Below are 22033 nucleotides of genomic sequence, written 5' to 3' on the forward strand. Positions count from 1 at the left end.
TCTCCGCCTGGCCGGCGCCGTGCCGGAGTCGCTGGAGGAGCGGGGCGAGCATGCAGTCGTACTCGTCCCGCACCTCGTCGGCGACGCCGATCGGATCCCACTCGTTGAGCAGATGCCGCAGGCCGTCCTCGGTGGTGTCGCTTTCGGATCCCATCGCCCCTGGGTGCCACCCGGGGACTGCCGTCATCGCTCGCCCGCGCCTTGATGACGAGCGATCGGGATCGCTACTCGATGATGTTGAAGAGGTTTTTTTCGCGCGGGTTGAGCGCGGTTCCCTGGTAGTTGCCCGCAGGCGCGTAGAGCCGCAGACGGGCGCGCCGTGCCATCGTGTCACGGTCCTCGAATTGAACACCCGGATAGGCCCGGGTGACGGTATCTATCCAATGATCCAGGATGTGAGATGTACCAGAGCGGTCAAGTTCTTCATTGAGCGAATTGCTGCGTTCCAACACCCCTATGCGGGACGGATTCCCGCGGGTGACTCGCCTCGGCTGCCGCCCGGCCGCCACAAGTTGCTCCTGTTCGTACGCCATGATGCGGTTGATGCTCTGGGTTCGCATGGCCTCGGTGTCTATGAACCCGAGCGCCAGCATTGTCGCTTCCTCGGCGGAGCAGCCCCCGTTCGCCAGTTTCCCGTGGGTGGTTCCTTCTGCGTGTCCGAGGGCGGCTCCGATGTCTGCGGCGGGGCCGCCTCCGGTCGCCATTCTGCTGGAATTTTCCAGAGTGAGGCAGCCCCGGACAAGCGTACTGAGCATTGCCGACCAGAACTGTGGACGGGTTTCCTGGCCTGCGCTTACGAGGTCTCTACAGGATCCGAGTTTCGCCTGTATTTGCGCTCCCAGGCCCTGCCAACTCGCACGACCGACATTGTCGACAGGGGGGCCTGAAGCTTCGCAGTACTGAAGGGTTCGCGCAACCCAGTCCAGGACACCCTGGATAGATTTGTTCCGGGTCGACCTGACGGCGGCTTCGTGGATGGCTTTCCAGGCAATGGTGTGGGAGCGCTGATCCGGACGGAACTGGGTCGGCGGGCGCTCCTTGATGCTCAGCTGAACGTCACCGGTCCACAGGCTCCCTTGATTGTCGGCGTAGACCTCGACGTCGGCAACGAATCCGCTGTCCAGAACACCGAAGTCGAGCGGGCGCAGCAACTCGTCGTTGACGGTCACAGGGAATTGCTGTATGTGGGGAGGGGCGACCATCTCCTGCAGTGCTTGATTCGCGTGATGAAGCCCGGGAATCTGCGCCAGACTTCGAGTGACCCCGGGGAAAGCATTGGCCATGGTGTTCCAGAAGTGCTGCCCGGAATATTCACGCTGCTCTTGGGTCGGTGGCGCTTCATAGAGGCCCGAGGAGATCTGCCACAGATCTTCGGGTGACATTCGTTCGGCCAGGGGGAGGGATTCCTGCCTGCGGAGCCTGGCCATGCGGTCACCTTCAGAATTTCCTCCCGAGTTCCCTCCGAAGGTCGCCGCAGGGTTGAGCTGATAGGCCTCCATGTAGAGTCTGACGAGTTGCGCCAGGGCCCTGCTCCATTCGCTCACGGGAGCCGCCGTGCTCTGTATTTCTTCAAGTGCGCGGGATACCCTGCCCAGGGCTGCTTCATACAGCGGGACAGCACCTCTGGTCGTCTGGCTGAACATGGCGAGGGGAATACTTTGCAGGTTCCCCACCTCTCTCTCCATGTAGGAGACCAGACTGGTGGCGCTTTTGTGCGAGTGGCTGAGCAACGCCTCTCGCATGAGCGTCCAGGCCGTGGTGTGATTCTTTTGTCCGGCGTTGAGGAATTGAGTCTGCGGGCGGTCGGTGTCACTGATCATCATTTCGCCGACATAGATATCTCCCACTCGTGCCGGGAAACCGTTCTGGATGCTGCTGAAGACCGGGACATGTGCACGGAATTCGCTGGTCGGCTCATAATCGGCGAGATTGAACGTGCGCTGTCTTTCAAGCGTGGGCGGAACGAAGCCGAGGTTGATCCCCATGGCGCCTGGATTGTTCATCCTCTGGACGACCGCCGCCCCCGTTTCCGCAACGGAGTGCGCGGTCTCCCGTGTCGGCTCCGCGGACGTCGGCACGGCGGTCCGCATGACCCGCTCGGCATTGGTCTCGGCCTCGCGTTCGAAGCGGTCCGAGGGGTCCGAGACCCTGAGACCGGACCCGTCGTCGGTGCCGGCCACCGGCCCCTGCCGCTGCTGGATCACATGCGTCAGCTCGTGGGCCAGGGTGTGCCCGTCACCACCGCCGACGCCGATCACGACGTGGTTGCCGGAAGTGTAGGCGCGGGCCCCGATCTCCGCGGCCGACGCCTTCGCGGCGGCGTCGTCGTGGAGGCGGACGTCGGAGAAGTCCGCACCGAGCCGGGACTCCATGTCGACGCGGGTGGCCTCGTCCATGGGGCGGCCGGGGGTGCTCAGTACGTCATGCACGACGGACCGCTGCACGGGCGGGGAGGCCTGTCCGGCGGCCTCCGGCCCGGCCTGGGGCCCGCGACCGGGACCGTGCCGGTGCCGGTCGGGTTGTGCCCAGGGGTGGCCCGTCCGGCGGAGCATCTGGACCATGGCCGTGTTCCCGGTGATGTCCTGGACGCGCGGCGCTTCGGAGCGGGACGAGGAGGGCTTGGCAGCAGCTCCATGGTGGTATTCGGCGTCAGGGATCTGACTGTGGTCGTGAGTCACGCGCGGCACCGCCTTCGTTTCGAACGGGGGACCCCACCACGACACAGCTCCCGCCGGGCACGGGGAAGAGCACCACGCGCACAGAAGAGGGAAGCCGGCGCTGCCCGGAAGTACCTCGTGTCCGAAACCGGCGGAAGACCCACCGCTCGGACGGCGGGACGCCTGGGCGCGCCCCCGGCCGTGGATCAGCGGGACGCGTTCGGGTCAGTGGTGACACGGGCGCGGGTGGTGTCGGCGTACGGCTGCGAGCCGAACACGGACACCTCCCCGCCCTGCTCGATGCCGTGTTCCAGGGTGCGGGGGTGGGGGTCCGGCGGGAGAACGCGCGGGCCGCCTTCGGCTCGTTCAGACGCCCGGTCGGGCCGGGGGGGCCGTATCCCTAGTACTCGATGTCGAGGTAGTCGATGTCGTTGATCTGGACTTCGGACAGTCCCATGGCGCGGGCGCCGTTGTCCTGGAAATACACTTCCCTGAATCCTTCGGCGACGATTTCGCGCATCTTCCGGTCGCCGAGGCCGCGGTCCTGGGCGTCGAAGAGGCGCTGGGCGTACGAGGCGGGGAGCTTGATGGTCAGGCGCCGCAGCCGGTTCTCGTCGGTGGTGCCGACGGGGGCGGTGTAGCCGAAGCGGGCGCGGGTCTCGACCGTGATGCCGGTGGCGGCGGCCTGCCTGCGGCGGCGCCGGCGGATGCCGGGCTGCCAGTGGGACCGTACGACTTCGTCGATCTTCGCGGCGATGTCGGGCCGGGGGTGCTTGCGGGCGCCGCGGCGGTAGCGGTTGACGGAGTCGGCGGTGACGCCGAGTTCGGCCGCGACGGCCTTGGCGCTGCCCAGCCGGCGCAGCAGGTAGTTGATCTGGCCTTTCAGGGTCTTGGGCGGGTCCTGGGTGAAGTGCTCGCGTTCGGTCCGCCTGATGGCGTCCTCGATCTCTCCGGCCACGGGTCAGTCTCCGTTCGCCCGCAGGGTGCGGCGGTCGGCCGGCAGGCCGGCGTCGGCGGGGGTGGGGTCCACGACCAGGTCGGGGGCGAAGGGCGGGGAGGCGGAGGGGACGGGGCAGCGCTCTGTCCTCATCGGGGTTCGGCTCCTCGGGTGGTCTGCGGGGGGATACAGCGGCGTCGTGCGTCCTACTCGCCGTCGTCGAAGACGGCGTCGTGGCCGTCTCCCTTGATGTGCCGGGCGGGGTTGTAGCCCTGTTCCATCAGGTCGACCGCCCAGGTCATCGGCTGGACGCCCTCCAGTTTGGCCAGGCCCGGGGTGGGGCCCAGGCGGAAGGCACCGGGGATCGGCCTGCCGGTTTCCGCGTACGGCAGGAAGTCCAGCGGGCTGGTGCTCGGTGAGGGGTAGACGACACAGTCGGAGAGGACCGCGAGCGGGTACATGCCGGTCAGCTCGGCCATGGTGGACAGCTTGCGGTGCATGTTGACCCGGGCCTTGGAGATGACGGCGTTGCGGATCCACGGGGCCCAGGTGGGGCGCTTCATGGCCGGCCACTCCTCGCCGTCCCGGTAGCCCTTGCCCTGCGGGCGCTCGAAGAGCTTGCCGATGCCGCCCTTGATCGTGCCCTTGATCGCCGCGAGCACGGCCGCGAGGGCCGGGTCGGCCCGTTTGTGGACCTCCATCGCCGCGAGGAACTCGGCGTCGGTGAGGTCCTTGGTGACGCCGAGGTCGGCGAGCGTGTCGACGTAGGCGGTCTTGAGCCGGTCGTGCCACGGGTCGAGGTAGGCACCGGTCTCGCGGCGCAGGTAGGCCTCCAGGATCTCGACGTCGTGGCCGAGCTCCCGGGCGTAGGCGACGGTGTACGTCTGGTACCAGGCCGGGCCGGTCGGGCGCTCGCCGGTCGGCGTGAACGGCGAGGGAAGGCGCGGGTCGAGCTCGACGTGGGAGAGGTCGACCAGCCAGCTCCCGGGGACCTTGGGGTAGAACCTGGGGCGTACGAAGTGCTCGGGCTCGGACAGGCCGACCACGAGGCGTGCGGAGGCCGCGAGGAACGCGGTGTTCAGGTCCAGACCCACCGCGTACGGCAGTGCCGCCTCCTGCCCGGTGAGCAGGTCGATGTCGCGGACCCATTGATAGGCCTCTTCGTTGACGAAGCCGCCGGTCCAGCCGGTCTCGACGACGACCGGGTGCTCGGGGCGGGCCTCCGGCGGGGCCGGGGCCACCGGCTCGGTCCCGAGGGAGCCGGCGTTGTGGCCCGAGACCCAGTTGCCGGTCTCCTCGTCGCGTACCGGCTTCGTCGGCGGGCGCAGCGCGGTCATCAGCTCCAGGCCGTTGACGGCCGTGCCGCCGCGCGGGGTGAGGACCCGCTGCGCGTAGACGCCCAGGACGCGGGCGATGTCGGCCGGTGCCATCTCCGCTTCGGACACGCCGGGCCAGGAGCGGGAGTCCAGCGCGTCCCACGGGAGGATCGCGAGCTGCACGCACTGGCGGTCACGGCCCTGGACCTTGCGGTAGATCCGGGCCCAGGGACCGAACCCGCGCTGGGTCAGCCGCCACTTCGCCTTCAACACCTGCTTGACGACCGGATGGTCCTCCGCGAGGCGCAGACCGCGCCGGTCCTCCAGGGACTCGGGCAGGCCGAGCTTCACGGCCGCCGCGGCGGTGAGGACGATCAGGGGGTCGGAGTCCTTGCCGTAGCGGTGCAGCTTCGGCGCGCCGAGACCGGACTCCTCGAGGGTCCACTCCACCAGCTCCACGATCGTGGTCGCCGGACAGTCCAGCACGATCCCCTCGGCACCGTACGCGCTCCCGTCGCCGTCCAGGACGGCGAGGGGCCCGTTCGGGAAACGCGGGTCGAACGCGGGCGCGGCGGCCTTCCGCGCCGGGCTCCGGGGCGTCGATGCGCGGCGCGCGCCCGGGCGCCCGGGCGCGCTCGGCGGGGCGGGGGCGGGCGCGGGAGCCGGGGCGGGGCCGGGTACGGCGGGCTCGGTGGCCGGGAGGGTGCGGATGGGTGCCGCCGGGGGGTGGGGGGTGCCGGCCAGGGGCGGGGTGTGCGGCCTGTTCGGGGCGGGGGCGGGGTGGCGGTGGGCCAGGCCTTCGAGGAGGCGACGGTAGGCCGGGAGGCGTTCGGGTTTCGGCTCGGCGCGGCCCTCCTCCCACGCCTGGACGCTGGCGATGCGCACGCCGAGGGCCTGGGCAACAGCGGCCTGGGTCAGGCCGGCCGCCTCGCGCAGACGCACTCGTTCCGCGGGGGCCGGGAGGACGTGGCCGGCTTCGACGGCGGCAAGAAGGGCGTCGACTCCGGCAAGGGGGCCGGAAGGCTGGTTGCTCATGGAAAGAGGTGTCTCCTGCCTCGTCTTACCGGATGCCCTGGCGGATCTCTTCGAGGCGGGTCACCAGGCGCTGGTAGCGCTGGGACGCGGCCTGGGACGACTTCATCCCCTGGTGGCGGGCGATCGCCTGCCATTCCATTCCGCGTCGGCGGGCTTCGATGACGACCTGCGCCTCCAGCCGGTCCAGGGCCGTGCGCATGTTCTCGAACAGGCCCAGGGCCGCGGCGACGTCCTCGTCGGGGACGGCGTGCCGCCCTGCGCCGGTGCGGGCCGCGTCCGCCAACAGCCCTTCCAGGAGTGCGACGTCGTGCCGCAGTCCCGTGGCGTGCGTGTCCTCGGCCGACGGAAGGGACTCGGCCGCGCCTCCGACGGGAGAGCGGTGCGCGGAAGTGGCCTGTCCGCGGCGGGCGGTCGCCTCTGGGTCGTCCGACATGGCACCACACTATCCCACCACCCAATGAGACAACGTTCTGTTGTTCCCTTGGACGGCGAGGTGGTCCTGCCTCCGGTGGGAGGCGGCCCGACGACGAGGTGCGCGGGTCCGCCGGTGAGCCCGGCCTCAGGTGGGCGTGGTCTCCGTGTCGTCGGCGCTGTCGTCCCGCAGCACCGCCGGCATCCCCGCCACCAGTACCACCACTTCGGCCAGGCCTCCGTCCGCGGAGTGGCCCACCCGCACGGGGCAGGTGCCGTCGCCGGTCGTCGCGAAGGCGACCAGTCCGCCGCCCGAAGCCTCGTCCCGAGTGCGCAGGAGGTACATGGAGTCGGGGATGTTCTCCCCCGCCCCCGGCTCCTCCCGGACATGGTGCCGCTCGCCGAGCAGGCGGAGGGGTTCCCAGACGCCGGCGTCGGCGAAGCAGCCGGTCGCGCTGTCGGTGTCGAACCCGAAGATCTCGGCCTTCCCCGGCAGACGGAGGTCGTCGTCCGGGCCGAGGCCCGTCTCCCACGACACGGCGGGGGCCTCGCCGACACGCAGTCGGACCGCCGTGGTGTCCGTACGGGTGACCCGTTCCCGGCTCCACTCGCAGTCGTGGCCGACGCGGACCCGGGCCTCCTCGAGTACGTACTCCCCGGGCGGGACGTGGACCGTGACGGCGGGCCCGGTGCCGAAGAGGGCGTCGATCGGCCCGGGCCGCGCGGGGCGGGGTGGCCGCCGGCAGGTGGCGGGAGCGGTGGACACGTCGTCGAACGCGTCCGCCGTGCTCGCGTCCGGGCCGGACGCCGCCGGCCGGAGCGTCACTCGTCCCGGGAGTCCCTGCGGGAGGGCGGTCGCGAGCGGCCACTCCCCCAATCCGGGGCGGTGCTGCCGGCGCCGTACGTCGGCGCGGCACCGTGACCGGCCTCCCCCGTGCGCACCCCGCGGTTGTCGGGAGACGGAGCCCCTGCCGTCCGGAAGCAGTTCCACGGTGGAGCGGGGACACCGCTCGTCGAACTCCGCCGTGCCCGGGTCGGTGTACCGCCACTCACGGGTACGCCGGCGGAGCAGCCGGCTCCGGTCGTCCAGCAGCCGCAGATCCAGCTCGTCGGTGCGGCGGCCCCGGTCGTCGTAGAGCCACGGGCCGACGTAGTGGTCCCGTCAGGAGGCCAGCCGGACCTCCAGCGGGGCCTCGCGCCCCGGGATCCGCTGCACCACGACGTACGGCAGCCCCGCGGCGTCCCTCTCCCGTGCCGCCCCGGCCGTCAGCGGACGCCACGGCGCGTACGCCACTTCGACGACCGTCACCGGTTCCTGGTCCCCGCCCACACCGACACCCTCCGCTCCGTCCGACCGTGACGGACACGGTGGGCCCCGGCACCGACAACGGCCGGTGCGGGGCCCGGCTCACCGGTCCTGTTGCCAGGCCCGGACGATCTCGGCGGGAACGCGTCCGTGGTCGGGGACGTCGTATCCGTGGGCACGGGCCCATTCCCTGACGGCCCGGCTGTCGATGCTCGCCGGAGCGGAGGGCCGGTCGGGCCGGTGGTCCCGGTCGGCCGACGGGGACGGGGTGAAGAACACGCCGCCGTCGAGGAGTCGTTCGGGAAAGACCGGTACGCGGGTCCGGCCGCTCAGTACCGAGACGAGGAACTCGGTGAGGTTCCCGTCGTGGGTGTACCAGTCGTGGCCGTCCGCTTCGTTGACCGCGAGGCGCCAGGAGTCCGGATCGGCCGCGGGATCGGTGACCCAGAAGAGATGGTTGCCGTTGTCGGTGACTCCGACGGCGAACAGGTCCTCCGGGGGGTGCGGCATGGAGTACGTGCCGCTCTCGCGGTCCTTCAGCAGCTGCCGGCGGAGGCGGGCGGGCATCGGCCCGGTCAGGTCGACCCATTCGGTGGCGCCGTGGGGGTGGTAGACGCGGACGAAGTCGCAGAAGGCCCCGGGGCCGTAGGTGTCGGCCAGGCGCTTGTAGTCGTGGGGCAGCGTCATGCCCAGGGTGGCCTCGACGGCGCGCCAGTCGCTCGGAGCGGGTCCGGCCGGGGGCGGGGCGAGCTGCGTGAGGTCCTCGATACTGGTCACAGAAGTCCTTGACGGTGGCGCCGCTGCTGTTCGTGGGCGGGGTTCTCCAGCATGGTATCGACCAGGACCTTGCCGTTCCTGTCGAACGCCTCGAGCTGGATGTACTTGGGCACGGAGTCCTTCTCGTCGTCCGTGTACTCGAGGTAGACGTTGTAGGTGACGCGTCCGCCGGTGGGAGAGTCGACCTCGTTGTAGATGGCTTGTTCGAGGTCTCGCATCGCCGGGCTGTTGGTCGGGTTCTGGGTGATGGTGAAGAGGTTGTCCAGGGTGTCGCCGGATCCTCCGAGCATGCGGGCGAGCAGGTGTCCGCGGGCCTGGTTCTCGTCGCCGCCCATGAACCCGGGCGGTCTCAACGCCTGGGCGGCGTGGGTGCCTTCGTCGAGCATGTCCCTGGTGACGGTCGCGTTCATCTCGTAGGGGCGGCCGTGCTGGTCGCGGGTGAAGGTGACCCGCCCGCCCCAGGTCGGGTCGGCCTCGCAGCCGGCCAGGCCCAGGGGGTCCGTCAGGGTGAAGGGGTTGGGGACGTAGGTGTAGGGGTTGACGGCGGGGGCGAGACCGAGGGGGTCCGGGGTGACGTAGCGGCCCAGTTCGGGGTCGTAGTAGCGGTTGACGTTGTAGTGGAGGCCGGTTTCGGCGTCGAAGTACTGGCCGGGATAGCGCAGCGGGGTGAAGGCCGTGCTGTTCCTGTTCCACTGGGTCGTGCCCCAGGCGGTGCTGCGGGAGCGCCAGGCGAGGGCGCCGTCGCCGTCGACGAGTTCGGTGGGGGCTCCCGAGAGGTCGGAGACGACGGCGAAGAAGCGCCGGTCGATCTCCCGCCGAGCGCCGTCGACCTTGAATTCGCGCTGGGCCAGGGGTCGCAGTCCGGTGTAGTCCCAGACCAGGATCGTGCCGTGGGCGTGCGCGTGCTGCTCGGCGAGCTGGGAGCCGTCCCAGGTGTACGTGACGGTCTCCAGCGGGTTTCCGTCGCCGTCCTCGCGCCGCTTGGCGACGCGGCGGCCGAGCGCGTCGTAGTGGTAGTGCCACCGGCTGCCGTCGGGGACCTCGACGCGGGTGAGCCGGTCCTCGGCGTCCCAGGCGAAGTGCCAGTCGAGCGACTTGCCGCTGAGGGTGGTGGTCGTCCGCAGCACCATGCGGCCCTGGGCGTCGTAGCGGTAGCGGGTGCGGCCGGCGCGGGTGACGCGGGTGCCGTCGTAGTGCCGGTCTCCCGCGCTGTCCTGGCCCGGCGCCCGGGCGGGGAGGGCGACGCGGGTCTGGTCGCCCGCGGCGTTGTAGGCGTACCGCTCCGTCCATCCCTCGGCGCGGACGGCGGTGATCCGGCCGGCCGGGTCGAGGGTGAACGCCCGGTGGCCGCCGAGACTGTCGTGGATGCCGAGGGGGGAGCCGTCGGCCCGGTAGTCGAAGGCCCGCCGCAGCAGGGTGTTCTCCCGGAAGTCCAGGGTTTGTTCCGTGACGCGTCCGACGGGGTCGAACTCCTGGCGCAGGGTGAGGAGTTCGTCGAGCGTGCGTGACGTCTCGCGGCCCAGGGCGTCGCGTTCGAAGCGGAAGGTGTGCTCCCCCACGGTGTGGGCGGCCAGGCCGTCCGCCGCGTGGGCGAGGTCGCTGGTGGCGCCCGACGGGGTCCGCCGGTGGGTGCGTCGGCCCAGGGCGTCGTAGGCGAAGGTCATGGTCCGGCCGTCGACGCTCTCCGTGAGGACCCTTCCGGCCTCGTCGCGTTCGAGGTCGATCCGCGCGTGGGCGTTGGTGATCCGCGAGACGTGGCCGGACTCGCCGTACGTGAGGACGGACACGGCGCCGTCGTCGTGGCGCATGCGGGTCACGCGCCCCAGGACGTCGCGCTCGAAGGTGAGGCTCTGGCCGGCGGCGTTCGTGCGGCGCGCGAGGCGGCCGACCGCGTCGTGTTCGTAGGTCAGCGAGCGGCCGTCGAAGTCGGTCTCGGAGACGAGCCGGCCGGCCGCGTCGTAGGTGTAGCTCCACTCCAGCCCCTGCGCGTTGACCACCTTGGTCAGGCGCAGTTCGGTGTCGTGGACGAAGCGGTAGTCGCTTCCGTCCCCGGTGGTGCTGGTGGAGGGCCGGTCGAAGTGGGTGGCGGTGTGGGTGCTGACGCGGCCCGTGCGGTCCGTGTGGCCGACGAGGTTGCCCTCGCCGTCCCAGCTCCATTCCTCGCGGGACCCGTCGGGCAGTTCCCGCCACGCGGGTTTCCCCTCGACGGTCCAGCCCTGGCGCAGTGTGCCGCCGACGGCGTCGGTGACGGACACGATCCGGCCGAACGCGTCGCGGGCGCAGAGCACGCTCGCTCCGTCCGGCGTGGTGACGCTCAGGGGCAGGCCGGCGGCGTCGGTCCGCACCCGGGTGAGGCCCCCGAGGGCGTCGCGTATCGCGGTCACGTGTCCGCGGGCGCCGAACTCGTACTCCGTGCGCGCGCCGGTGGGGTCGGTCACCGCGGTGCGGTTGCCCCGGTCGTCGTACTCGTACAGGTGCCGGGCGCCACCGCGTTCGGTGACCTCGACCGGCAGGCGCATCGGGTTGAAGACCGCGCCGGTGCGCGCGCCGTCGGGAGCGGTGAGGCCGACGAGGTCGCCGTGCGCGTCGCGCTCGAAGCGGGTGGTGCGGCCCAGGGCGTCGGTCCGGGCCAGCAGCCGGTCGTGTTCGTCGAACTCGAAGCGCGCGGTGTTTCCCAGGGGGTCGGTCTCGGCGACGAGCCGGAGGCGGTGGTCGAGTTCGAAGACGGTGGTGGCGCCGGTGGAATCGGTGTACCGGGTGAGGCGTCCGCCCGTTTCGGGGAGCTCTTCGTAGGCGAACGCGGAGGACAGGAAGCCTTCGGGGCCGACCGTGCGCACGACCCGTCCCGACGCGTCGTAGACGTACTGGAACGTGGAGTCGTTGCGGTCGGTCCAGGACGTGACGCGCCCCTGGTCGTCGTAGGTGAACCGCAGGGGGAGGCCGGAGGAGTTGGTGACGCCGGTGAGGTCGCCAAGATCGTCGTACCCGTACCGCATGACGGTGACGGGGCCTTCGGGGGTTCGCAGGGACAGCTCGGACACGCGGTCGTCCGCGATCCGCAGGTCGACCTGGTAGCCGCCGTCGTGCACGATCCGGACCGGGGCCCCGTCGCTCCGGCGCAGGAACGTGACACCCGTGTGGTTGCGGTCCTCGATCTCGCTCAACCAGTAGGCGGAGGACCGGTGGTAGGGGCTGCCGGTGAAGTAGCGCGTCGTCCCCGACGACGGATCGGAGATGCGATAGGTCGTGGAGCCGTTGTCCTGCCCGCCGCGGGTCAGGGGCAGCGGAGGCCCTTCGAGGGGCAGGACGCCGTCGGTGTCGTCCGGGGACGGCAGCCGCGGGTAGACGAGCAGGGAACCGTCCTGCCGTGCCCAGACCGCTCCCCGGCAGGCGGAGTCCAGCTCGATGCGTTCGTCCAGGGTGGAGGCCCAGCTGCGTCCGAACCAGCGGCCCCAGCGGTATTCGGAGAGGTGGGTACGGAGCAGGACGAAGGGAAGGGAGGCGGCGAGGGACAGATCCGTCTGGGGCAGTGTCGTCTCGCCGGTGGCGACGTCGATCGGGTCGTTCCTGCAGGTCTTCCTCTGCAGCGGGATGCCGTTGCGCCGCGCGTCGTCCTTGGCCGTGTCCAGGCTCGCCGGCTTCGTCCGTCCGCCGCCCGGCCCTCCCCGGCCGCGCGCGGGCTCGGAGCCGCCCCGCCTGCCGGTCAGGTCGCCCGCGTCCTTGTCGCCCTTGGCGTGGACGCCTCCGACGTGATCCCGGACGTCCCCGTCGGTGTCCTTGTGGGTCCTGGAACTCTTGGTGATGGCGTCGGGGACCTTCTTGCCGATGTGGTCGCCCAGGTCGTCGAGGGCCTTGGTGAGTTTCTCCGTGACCCCTTCGATGGTGGTGTCGAGGACGGCGGTGAGGGAGTCCTTGCCCTTCGCGCGGCCGTGATGGCTCCTGGCCCTGCCCAGCTTCGACCCGGCCTTGTCACGCATGGTGATCTGCACGCCGGCCAGGTGCGTTCCGGCCTTGCCGTGGGCGTCGTGGTCGATCTCCGGGCCGCCGCGCGGGCCCGGAACCGAGGCCCCGCCGACGGAGTTGAGCCGCAGTCCGTCCTTGCCCGCCTGCACCGTCCGGTCGGTGTCGTAGCCGTCCTGGACCCCCGCCGCGTTCAGCGCCGTCTGTATCGCCAGGTCGGCCACGATGTTCTCGATCGCGGCGACCGCGGGCTCGGTGAGCGTCGCCATGATCTCCGCGACGGCCTCTTCCGCCATCTCCTTCAGGATCTTCTTGAACGCGATGCGCGTCGCCGCGATCTTCGCGCCGGCGAGCAGTGTCGACAGGCCCGCCGTCAGCGGCGCGAAGGCGAGCGTGACGCCCACCGTCGCGCACAGGTCCGCCAGCTCGCCCACGGCCAGGATCTTCCGGGCGACGATGATGTCCGCCACGCGATCGAGCGCGCCGGCGACGACGCGGGCGGCCTTCGCCAGGTCCTTGTGCTTGCTCTGCACTTTCGACCAGTGCCGGTCCAGGGCGCTGAGCGACTCGCTCCGCCCGGTGGAGAGCAGCTTCTGCACATGGGCGTAGGCGACGCCAGCGTCGTCGTCCGCGTCGTCGGCGAATTCGCGCAGGGAGTCCGCCATGTCGCGGTAGGCGTCCTCGTCGACGTTCGGCCATCCCACGCCGACGATGTCGAGCATCGTGTCGACGCCCTCAGGAATCGTGTATCCCACGACGCAACAACCCCCGGTCCCCGGTCCGCAGAAAGGCGGCTCACCTGTGCGGAGAAGATCACACACCATGCCGTGAGACGTCTGCCGGTGCCCGGACGGTTCCTGGAACGTGCCGCGGAAGGCCGTGTCGGGGCAGGTCGGGACGGCGCCACCGCCCGGGCCCCTCACAGCGTCGCGGTGCCGGGTCGCTCACACCGCCGCGGCGCCGGGGGGCGCACTCCTCGCCCATCCGGTGGCGCTGACAGCGCACCGATCCGCATGACGGATCAAAATGGACGAAAAGGGTCGGCGAGCCGGGGAGCTGCGGTGGTACACGACAACGCCGAGGACGACGAGGCGTACGGCGAGGAGCGCGTCTTCCACGACGAGGAGCCGGACTTCCACGACCAGGACGACGAGGCGTACGTCCATGAGGAGGGGGATTACGGTGACGTCGCGGGCGGCGTGGCCGACGACGCCGCTCCGGACGTCTTCCTGGACGTCCCCCTGCTGAAGGTCGACGAGATCGACCTGGACGTCGAGAACCTGCGGGCGCACGTCTCGCTCCAGGCCGAGGTGCTGGACCTGCTGAAACTGAACGTGGGTGCCGACGTCCTGCTCGGCCGGGTGCACCTGGGCATCTCGGGTGTGGAGGCGCAGGCGCAGCTCAGGGTGCGTCTCGACAACGTGGCGATGATCATCAACCGGGTGCTCACCACGATCGACCGCAACCCGGAGATCCTGCACGAGCTGACCCGGGGGATCGGATCGGCGGTGCGGGACGTCGGCGGCGGGGCCCGTCAGGCCGTGGGCGAGCTGGGCAGGGGCGCGGGAGCGGCCGTCCAGGACGTCGGCCAAGGCGCCGGCGCGGCCGTCCAGGACGTCGGCAGGGGTGCCGGGGTCGCGGTCCGGGACGTGGGCCACGGCGTCGGCTCGGTGGCCGAGGACGTCGGTCGGGAAGCCGGAAGCACCGTCCGGGAGGTGGGCGGCGAGGCGGGCCGGACCGTCGGAAAGGCCGGCGGGAGGGTCGGCGACGCCACCGAGGACGTGGTCGGCGGGGCTGCGGACCTGGCCGGGACGGCGGGCGGTGCGGTACGCGGGACCGGCAGGACCGCCACGGACGCCACGGACGCCACGGACGCCACGGACGCCACAGGCACGGCGGGTGCCACGACACGCCGGGCCAAACCGGTCAAGCGGAGCACGGCGCGCAAGAAGGTCGGGAAGAAGGCGGAGGACGGGGCGGTACGGAAAACGGAGGGGACCCGTACGCGGCGGGCGCGTACGGAGGAGGGGAAGCCGCCACCGCGGTCCGGACGTCGTCGCGCCGCCGGGGAACAGGAGGAGCCGCCCTGAACGGCTGCCGCGTCCGCGCCGGACGCCGTCGGACGGAGACCCGGTGCGCGGACGCGGGATCCGGTGCAGGACATCGCGTTCCACGCGACGGTCCGCTGCGAGCGCCTCCGCTTCCTGGAGGCGCCCCGGACGGCCGTTCGTTTCCCGGGCGCCGGGGAACGGGAGTCGACGAGCGGCAGCGACCGGGTCCGTCTTCCCGAGAAGGTCGTCCCCGGCCGGGAGTACCGCGACGCCACCGTCGTCTACCGCCTGGAGACCCGGCTCATCGGTGAGTCGGAGGACGGGCGGGACGACGCCGCGGCCTCGGACGACCGTGGGACCTCCTGAACGCCCGCGGGGGGCCGGGATCCCCGCGGGCGTTCGGGGGAACCGGGTCCTGCCCGCCCTCCGTACCGCGCTTCGGACGCCCGGCCTCGAACGCCCGGCCGGTTCCGTCGCGGGCGGGGCGGGCGCCGAACACGCGGACGGTCCGCCGCCGGCCCGGATAGTGTGCGGTCCCGGAACGAGACCACTGTGCGGAGGCGTCGCCTTGAACCCGACCGGCACCGGTACCGACCTGTACGAGGCGTTGAGCCGGATCCTCGCCGAGCGGTTCACCTGCCGCCAGTTCCTGCCCGACCCCGTCCCCCGGGCGACCGTCGAGCGGCTCCTGCGACTGGCCCAGCGCACCCCCTCCTGGTGCAACACCCAGCCCTGGCAGCTGCACATCACCGAGGGCGCCGCGACCGAGCGGCTGCGCGCCGAGCTGTCGGCCCACGTCCTGAGCCACCCGGACTCGCCCGACTTCCCGTTCCCCACGCAGTACACCGGGGTCCACCGGGAGCGTCGGCGCGAGTGCGGTCTCCGGCTCTACGGCAGTCTCGGCATCGCCGGGGACGACCGGGAGCGGACCCTGCGGCAGACGCTCCGCAACTTCGAGCTGTTCGACGCGCCGCACGTCGCGATCGTCACCACCGAGGCCGATCTCGGTGTCTACGGGGCCGTCGACTGCGGCCTCTACATCGACACCTTCCTGCTCGCCGCCCACAGCCTCGGTCTGGCCGCGGCGCCCCAAGCCGCCCTCGCCGCCTACTCGGGCTTCCTCCGCGCGCACTTCGGCATTCCGGACAACCGGCGCGTGGTGGCGGGCATCTCCTTCGGCCACCCCGACCTCGGCCATCCGGTCAACGCGTTCCGTACCGACCGGGAGGAGCCGGAGAACGCCGTCACGTGGCACACCTCCTGAACCCGGTCACGCGCCCGGCGGGCTCCACCGGGGCGAGGGCGGCCCGGGGGCACGCGCGTGGATGCCGTCCTCCGTCCCGTCATCACGCCGGTCGCGCGGTTCAGCCGCCGTACGCGGGACAGAGAACCCATGGCCCGTGCCCCCGACGCCCGGAGGAGACCGTCGATGACGCCCGGCACCGTGACAGGGAAGGACGACGCGTGGTGGAAGTCCGCGGTCGTCTACCAGATCTACCCCCGCAGCTTCGCCGACTCCGACGGCGACGGCATCGGTGACCTGGACGGCATCACCGGCCGTCTGGACCACCTCGTGGAGCTCGGCGTGGACGTGGTGTGGCTCTCCCCCGTCTATCCGTCGCCGCAGGACGACAACGGCTACGACATCAGCGACTACCAGGACGTCGACCCCGTCTTCGGCGATCTCGCGGCCTTCGACCGCCTCCTCGCGGCGGTGCACGAACGCGGCATGAAGCTGATCATGGACCTGGTCGTCAACCACACCTCCGACGAGCACCCCTGGTTCCGGGAGTCGCGCGACCCCGGGAGCCCCAAGCGCGACTGGTACTGGTGGCGGCCGCCGCGCGACGGTCGCGAGCCCAACAACTGGGGCTCGTTCTTCTCCGGTCCGGCGTGGACGCACGACCCCGCGAGCGACGCGTACTACCTGCACCTGTTCTCGCCCAAGCAGCCCGACCTCAACTGGGAGAACCCGGAGGTGCGCGAGGCCGTGTACGCGATGATGCGGTGGTGGCTGGAGCGGGGCGTGGACGGCTTCCGGATGGACGTCGTCAACCTCGTCTCGAAGGACCCGGCGCTGCCCGACGGGGTGCTGCGCGGTGACGGTCCGTACGGCGACGGGTCGCCCTCCTTCGTCTGCGGCCCACGCATCCACGAGTACCTCCGGGAGATGCACCGGGAGGTCATGGCCCGGTACCCCGGCCGGCTGCTGACCGTCGGGGAGATGCCCGGCGTGACCGTCGAACAGGCCCGCCTCTTCACCGACCCGCGCCGCGCCGAACTCGACATGGTGTTCCAGTTCGAGCACGTCGGACTCGACCACGGCGTCCACAAGTTCGATCCGCGACCGCTGCGGCTGACCGATCTGAAGGCGTCCCTGGGCCGCTGGCAGACCGGCCTCGCGGACGTCGGCTGGAACAGCCTGTACTGGAACAACCACGACCAGCCGCGCGTCGTCTCCCGCTTCGGCGACGACGGTCCCCGTCACCGCACGCGGTCCGCGACCATGCTGGCGACGGTGCTGCACCTGCACCGGGGCACCCCCTACGTCTACCAGGGGGAGGAACTGGGCATGGCCAACGCGCCCCTGCGCACCATCGAGGACTTCCGGGACATCGAGTCCCTCAACCACTACGCGCAGGCGCTGCGCGCGGGAGCGCGGCCCGAGGAGGTCCTGCCCGGACTGCGCGCGATGGGCCGGGACAACGCCCGTACGCCCATGCAGTGGGACGCCTCCCCGGGGGCCGGCTTCACCACGGGCACCCCCTGGTTCCCGGTCAACCCGGACCACACCCGGGTCAACGCCGCCGCGGCCCGCGCGAACCCCGACTCCGTCTACCACCACTACCGGCGCCTGATAGCCCTGCGCCACGACGAACCGGCCGTCGTGCACGGCGACTTCACCATGCTGCTGCCCGACGACGAGCGCGTGTACGCCTTCACCCGCCACCACGAGGGGACCACCCTGCTGGTCCTCGGCAACTTCACCGGCGACACCGTGGCCGTGGACCTACCCGACGGCTGGGAGGACGCCGAACTCGTCCTGGACAACGGGCCGTCCGTCCCGGCGGAGCACGGGCGCACGGTCCTCGCCCCCTGGGAGGCGAGGGTGCACCGGCGGGTCGGATGAGTCGACGTCACCTCACCGGTCGTGCCGCCTGATCCCCGCTCCCCGGGGTAGGCGCGGCCCATGACCGTCTACGGATTCCACGCCTCGCACGAACAGGTGCCTCCCGCGGACCTCCTGGCCGCGGCCGTCCGCGCGGAGGAGGCCGGTTTCGGCGCCGCCATGTGCTCGGACCACTTCTCGCCCTGGAGCGTCCGGCAGGGCGAGTCCGGCTTCGCGTGGTCCTGGCTCGGCTCCGCCCTCCAGGCCACCGACCGCATCCCCTTCGGCGTCGTCAACGCGCCCGGACAGCGCTACCACCCCGCGATCGTCGCCCAGGCCGTCGGCACCCTCGCCGCCATGTACCCGGGCCGCTTCTGGGCGGCCCTGGGCAGCGGGGAGGCGTCCAACGAGCACATCACCGGCGGCCGTTGGCCGCGCAAGGACGTGCGCAACGCGCGACTGCGCGAGTGCGTCGACGTCATCCGGGCACTGCTGCGCGGCGAGGAGGTGAGCCACGACGGTCTGGTGACCGTGGACCGGGCGCGTCTGTGGACCCGCCCGGAGACCGTGCCGCCGCTGATCGGCGCCGCGTGCAGCGAGGCCACCGCGGGCTGGTGCGCCGAGTGGGCCGACGGCCTCATCACCGTCAACGCGCCGCACGAGCGCCTGCGCCGGATCGTGGACGCCTACCGCTCCGCCGGAGGGAGGGGCCGGCTGCACCTCCAGGTCCATCTGAGCTGGGACCCGGACCCGGACACCGCGCTCGCCGTCGCCCACGACCAGTGGCGCACCAACGTGCACGGGCCGCCGGTGAGTTGGGACCTGGACACGGCCGAGCTGTTCGACGAGGTCAGCGAGCACGTCACGCCGGAGCGGGTCGCGGAGGCGGTCAACGTCTCGGCCGACCTCGGACAGCACGCGGCCTGGCTCCAGGAGTACGCCGACCTCGGCTTCGACACGATCATGCTGCACCACGTCGGCCGCGAACAGAGCGCGTTCATCGACGCGTTCGGCGACGAGGTGCTGCCCCGGCTCGACGCGGTCCCGGCCGGTCCCGCGCGCGCGGAGGACGCCCGATGAGACTGACCCGGACCTCCGACCTGTGGTGGAAGAACGCGGTCGTGTACTGCCTGGACGTCGAGACGTACCAGGACGGCGACGGCGACGGCATCGGCGACTTCGCGGGCCTGACCCAGCGGATCGACCACCTCGTCCGCCTCGGCGTCACCTGCGTGTGGCTGATGCCGTTCTACCCGACCCGGGAACGGGACGACGGCTACGACATCACCGACTTCTACGGCGTCGACCCGCGCCTGGGGACCCTCGGGGACTTCACCGAGTTCGTGCGGACCGCCCGCGACCGGGGCATCCGGGTCATCGCCGACCTGGTGGTGAACCACACCTCCGACCAGCACCCGTGGTTCCGGGAGGCCCGCTCCAGCCGTACGTCCGCGCGCCGCGACTGGTACGTCTGGCGCGACGAGCCGCCCGAGGACGGGCCCAGCGGCGTGGTCTTCCCGGACGCCGAGAAGAGCCTGTGGGAGTACGACGAGGAGACCGGGCAGTACTACCTGCACCGGTTCTACCGGCAGCAGCCCGACCTCAACGTGGCCAACCCCGCCGTGCGCGACGAGATAGCCCGCATCATGGGCTTCTGGACGCAGCTCGGCCTCTCCGGCTTCCGCGTCGACGCGGTCCCCTTCCTCCTGGAGACCGACGGCCAGGAGGACGCGGACCGGCTGCCCGATCCGCACGACTACCTGGCCGACCTGCGGGCCTTCCTCGGGCGCCGCAACGGCGAGGCGGTCCTGCTCGGCGAGGTCAACCTGCCCTATCCCGAGACCATGGAGTTCTTCGGCGGCCCGGAGTCCGAGCGGGGCGACGAGCTGACCATGTGCTTCGACTTCATCGGCATGCAGAAGATGTACCTGTCCTTCGCCCGTGAGGAGGCCGGGCCGCTGGCGGCGGCCCTGCGCGAGCGCCCGGAGGCCCCGCGCGACGGGCACTGGGCGACCTTCGTCCGCAACCACGACGAGCTGACGCTCGACAAGCTGGACGACGACGAGCGCGCCGAGGTGTTCGCCGCCTTCGGCCCGGAGGAGGACATGCAGTTGTACGGCCGGGGCCTGCGCCGCCGGCTGCCCCCGATGGTCGGCGGCGACCGCCGTCGCGTGGAGCTGGCCCACAGCCTGCTGTTCAGCCTGCCCGGCACGCCCGTGCTCTTCTACGGCGAGGAGATCGGGATGGGCGAGAACCTCGCCGCGGAGGGCCGGCAGGCCGTCCGCACCCCCATGCAGTGGACGGCGGACCGGGGCGCCGGATTCTCCACCGCGCCGCGCGGCGACTTCCCCAATCCGATGACCGGGGGCGCGTACGGGCCGGAGCGGGTGAACGTGCACGACCAGGCGCACGACCCGGACTCGCTCCTCACCCGCGTACGGACGCTGATCGAGCGGTACCGCGAGGCGCCCGAGCTCGCCTGGGGCCGTACCGAGGTGCTCGACGCGGACGACCCCGGCGTCCTGGCCCACCTCAGCTCGCTCCCGGAGGGGGCGGTACTGGTGCTGCACAACTTCTCGTCCCGGAAGATCGACGCGGCCGTGACCGTGCCGGGCCTGAAGGGCGGCCGTCCGCTCACCGACCTGCTCACCGACGACAGCGTCGAGGCGTCGGCGGGCGGTCGCGTCGACGTCGGCCTGGAGCCGTACGGCTACCGCTGGCTGCGGGTGGACACCCCGCTGGACGACCCGGAACGCGCGGCCGTCGTCCGTCAGGAGCGCCGCGAGGGCACCTCCCCGTCGACCGCACGGGCGGCGTCCACCCGCCGTCCGTAGGCTCCCCCCGTCCCGCGAACGGGGCGAGGGGACGGGAGCGGGTCGGTCACCCGTGCGGGCCGGACCCGCTCCCGCCACATCTCCTCGTCCGCCGGCGCGAGCGCTCCCGCGGCGCAGAGCCGTGGCCCGGTCGGACCGGCTGCGTTATCGGGGCGCTCGTACGGAGAACTCGTTGCCGTCGGGATCGAGCAGCGTCACCCGGTCGCCGTCCCCCCCGCCCGTGTCGACGCGTGTCGCGCCGAGGGCGACGAGGCGGTCCAGTTCCGTCTTCCGGTCGGCTCCGGCGGGAAGCGCCAGCTCGAAGTACAGCCTGTTCGTGCCGCTCTTCGGCGCCACCGGAGGACCGCCCCAGGTGATCTTCGTACCGCCGTCCGGCGACTGGATCGCGGTCTCCTGGTCCTGGTCCCAGACCAGTGGCCACCCCAGGGCCTCGCTCCAGAAGTAACCGACCGCCTGGGTGCCGTCGCAGGCCAGCGCCCCGATGACGCCGGTGTCGGCGAGGAACGCGTTGCCCGCCTCGATGACGCAGAACTCGTTGCCGTCCGGATCGGCGAGCACCACGTGCCCCTCCTCCGGGAGTTGACCCACGTCGAGGTGTGCTCCGCCGGTCCGCAACGCCCTGGCCACCGTCTGCCGCTGTTGCTCCGGGGAGGCGCTCGTCAGGTCGAAGTGCGCCCGGTTGCGGCCGGTCCTCGGCTCCCCGCCCGGCACGAAGCGGATGCGGAACCCGGCGCCGTCGGGGGCCAGGATCGCGATGCCGTCGTCCGGGCCGTCGTCCGGCTCCCAGCCCAGGACCCCCGACCAGAACCGCGCCAGGTCGGAGGGCCGGGTCGCGTGGAAACAGATCGCGAACAGTTGGCTGGTCATACCTCGTACGTCTCCGATCCGCCGGCGGTCGATGCGGCACCGTGCCCTGACCGCCAGCGGAGCCTAGGGGGGCCGCACGGCTCGCGCACCCGGGTTTCCGGCGCGGGTGTCGCGGTTCCCTCGCTTCCACCGTCCGGACCGGTTTCCCACCGGGAACCGATCGTTCTGCAGGGTCACCTGACACATCGATCCAGGGGGAGATCCATGCCCAAGTCCTCGACGCCCGGCACGGCGGTCGTCGCCGCCGCGCTGGCCCTGCTCGTCGTTTCCTGCGGCGCGTCCGAGACGAACGGCTCCGGCGCGCCGGCCGGTACGTCGGCCTCCGTGGCCACGACGGCCCCGGCCGGCCAGGAGGCCGGCGAAGCGCCGACGACGGCGGACGCGGGTGGGAGTGCCGCGCCGACCGACGCGGAGGACGCGACCGCGCGTCCCGACACGACCTCGGTCGAGCGCGTGCGCGACGCCTTCGCCGGACTCCAGGCGACCCTGGACGACTCGTGCGCCGACCCGGGCAACTGCTCCTACTTCCTCGGACGGGTCTACGACGAACTCCAGCGGATGGACCGCGCCATGAAGGGCGACGAGAAGGGACCCGGGCACTTCCCCGAGCCGATCGCGCTGATCGAGAAGCTCAACGGGGAACTCGACGGCGACCGTTCCTTCGAGAACCTGAAGAAGCACCAGAGCCTGCTGATCGGGACGCGCGACCGGATCAACACCTGGATGCAGGGCCACCCGGACGACTACCGCTGACGGCCGGGACCCCTCGGCTC

At 71.6% G+C, this 22033-nt stretch carries 17 protein-coding genes; 7 read left to right on the forward strand and 10 right to left on the reverse strand.

The window, feature by feature from the left end; all coding sequences use genetic code 11:
* Positions 1 to 224 precede the first annotated feature (224 nt).
* The 9 genes from ACFY7E_RS25915 to ACFY7E_RS25955 form a co-directional block, all read right to left on the reverse strand.
* Positions 225 to 2396: a DUF4157 domain-containing protein gene (locus ACFY7E_RS25915; RefSeq protein WP_389488738.1), complete on the reverse strand. Its 2172-nt coding sequence runs from the start codon at positions 2394 to 2396 to the stop codon at positions 225 to 227.
* 661 nt (positions 2397 to 3057) lie between these two features.
* Positions 3058 to 3615 (reverse strand): telomere-protecting terminal protein Tpg, encoded by a 558-nt coding sequence (gene tpg / locus ACFY7E_RS25920; protein WP_389488741.1) that lies wholly within the window; start codon positions 3613 to 3615, stop codon positions 3058 to 3060.
* A gap of 3 nt (positions 3616 to 3618) precedes the next feature.
* The gene (locus ACFY7E_RS25925; RefSeq protein ID WP_389488743.1) at positions 3619 to 3747 is read right to left on the reverse strand and encodes a hypothetical protein; all 129 of its coding nucleotides are present in this window, start codon (positions 3745 to 3747) and stop codon (positions 3619 to 3621) included.
* 53 nt (positions 3748 to 3800) lie between these two features.
* Positions 3801 to 5945: a telomere-associated protein Tap gene (gene tap / locus ACFY7E_RS25930; RefSeq protein WP_389488745.1), complete on the reverse strand. Its 2145-nt coding sequence runs from the start codon at positions 5943 to 5945 to the stop codon at positions 3801 to 3803.
* Between the two features lie 25 nt (positions 5946 to 5970).
* Complete coding sequence (locus ACFY7E_RS25935) at positions 5971 to 6378, reverse strand: hypothetical protein (RefSeq protein ID WP_389488747.1); 408 nt, start codon at positions 6376 to 6378, stop codon at positions 5971 to 5973.
* A 126-nt stretch (positions 6379 to 6504) separates the two neighbouring features.
* Positions 6505 to 7182: a DUF4241 domain-containing protein gene (locus ACFY7E_RS25940; RefSeq protein WP_389488750.1), complete on the reverse strand. Its 678-nt coding sequence runs from the start codon at positions 7180 to 7182 to the stop codon at positions 6505 to 6507.
* Positions 7183 to 7518: 336 nt separating this feature from the next.
* A complete protein-coding gene (locus tag ACFY7E_RS25945) occupies positions 7519 to 7686 on the reverse strand; it encodes a hypothetical protein (protein ID WP_389488752.1) in 168 nt (55 codons plus the stop codon).
* 78 nt (positions 7687 to 7764) lie between these two features.
* Positions 7765 to 8439, reverse strand: a complete 675-nt coding sequence (locus ACFY7E_RS25950; RefSeq protein WP_389488754.1) for a histone-like nucleoid-structuring protein Lsr2 — start codon at positions 8437 to 8439, stop codon at positions 7765 to 7767.
* On the reverse strand, positions 8436 to 13154 hold the full coding sequence (locus ACFY7E_RS25955; protein WP_389488756.1) for an RHS repeat-associated core domain-containing protein: 4719 nt from the start codon (positions 13152 to 13154) through the stop codon (positions 8436 to 8438). The genes ACFY7E_RS25950 and ACFY7E_RS25955 overlap by 4 nt, the downstream gene beginning before the upstream one ends.
* 306 nt (positions 13155 to 13460) lie before the next feature.
* On the opposite strand from ACFY7E_RS25955, the gene ACFY7E_RS25960 reads away from it, so the two are divergent.
* The 6 genes from ACFY7E_RS25960 (at position 13461) to ACFY7E_RS25985 (ending at position 20393) form a co-directional block, all read left to right on the forward strand.
* Positions 13461 to 14489, forward strand: coding sequence for a hypothetical protein (locus ACFY7E_RS25960; RefSeq protein WP_389488759.1), 1029 nt, complete (start codon positions 13461 to 13463; stop codon positions 14487 to 14489).
* 63 nt (positions 14490 to 14552) lie between these two features.
* Positions 14553 to 14816, forward strand: coding sequence for a hypothetical protein (locus ACFY7E_RS25965; protein ID WP_389488762.1), 264 nt, complete (start codon positions 14553 to 14555; stop codon positions 14814 to 14816).
* A 202-nt stretch (positions 14817 to 15018) separates the two neighbouring features.
* On the forward strand, positions 15019 to 15714 hold the full coding sequence (locus tag ACFY7E_RS25970; RefSeq protein ID WP_389488764.1) for a nitroreductase: 696 nt from the start codon (positions 15019 to 15021) through the stop codon (positions 15712 to 15714).
* Between the two features lie 165 nt (positions 15715 to 15879).
* Positions 15880 to 17580 (forward strand): alpha-glucosidase, encoded by a 1701-nt coding sequence (locus ACFY7E_RS25975; RefSeq protein ID WP_389488766.1) that lies wholly within the window; start codon positions 15880 to 15882, stop codon positions 17578 to 17580.
* Between the two features lie 60 nt (positions 17581 to 17640).
* Positions 17641 to 18639 (forward strand): TIGR03885 family FMN-dependent LLM class oxidoreductase, encoded by a 999-nt coding sequence (locus tag ACFY7E_RS25980; RefSeq protein WP_389488769.1) that lies wholly within the window; start codon positions 17641 to 17643, stop codon positions 18637 to 18639.
* Positions 18636 to 20393 (forward strand): alpha-amylase family protein, encoded by a 1758-nt coding sequence (locus tag ACFY7E_RS25985; protein ID WP_389488771.1) that lies wholly within the window; start codon positions 18636 to 18638, stop codon positions 20391 to 20393. The genes ACFY7E_RS25980 and ACFY7E_RS25985 overlap by 4 nt, the downstream gene beginning before the upstream one ends.
* 144 nt (positions 20394 to 20537) lie before the next feature.
* Here the strand turns inward: ACFY7E_RS25985 and ACFY7E_RS25990 are convergent, their stop codons facing one another.
* Positions 20538 to 21260, reverse strand: coding sequence for a VOC family protein (locus ACFY7E_RS25990; protein ID WP_389488773.1), 723 nt, complete (start codon positions 21258 to 21260; stop codon positions 20538 to 20540).
* Between the two features lie 204 nt (positions 21261 to 21464).
* On the opposite strand from ACFY7E_RS25990, the gene ACFY7E_RS25995 reads away from it, so the two are divergent.
* A complete protein-coding gene (locus ACFY7E_RS25995) occupies positions 21465 to 22013 on the forward strand; it encodes a hypothetical protein (RefSeq protein ID WP_389488775.1) in 549 nt (182 codons plus the stop codon).
* The last annotated feature ends 20 nt before the right edge of the window (positions 22014 to 22033 follow it).

It is taken from the genome of Streptomyces sp. NPDC012825, assembly GCF_042900925.1.
GTDB lineage: Bacteria > Actinomycetota > Actinomycetes > Streptomycetales > Streptomycetaceae > Streptomyces.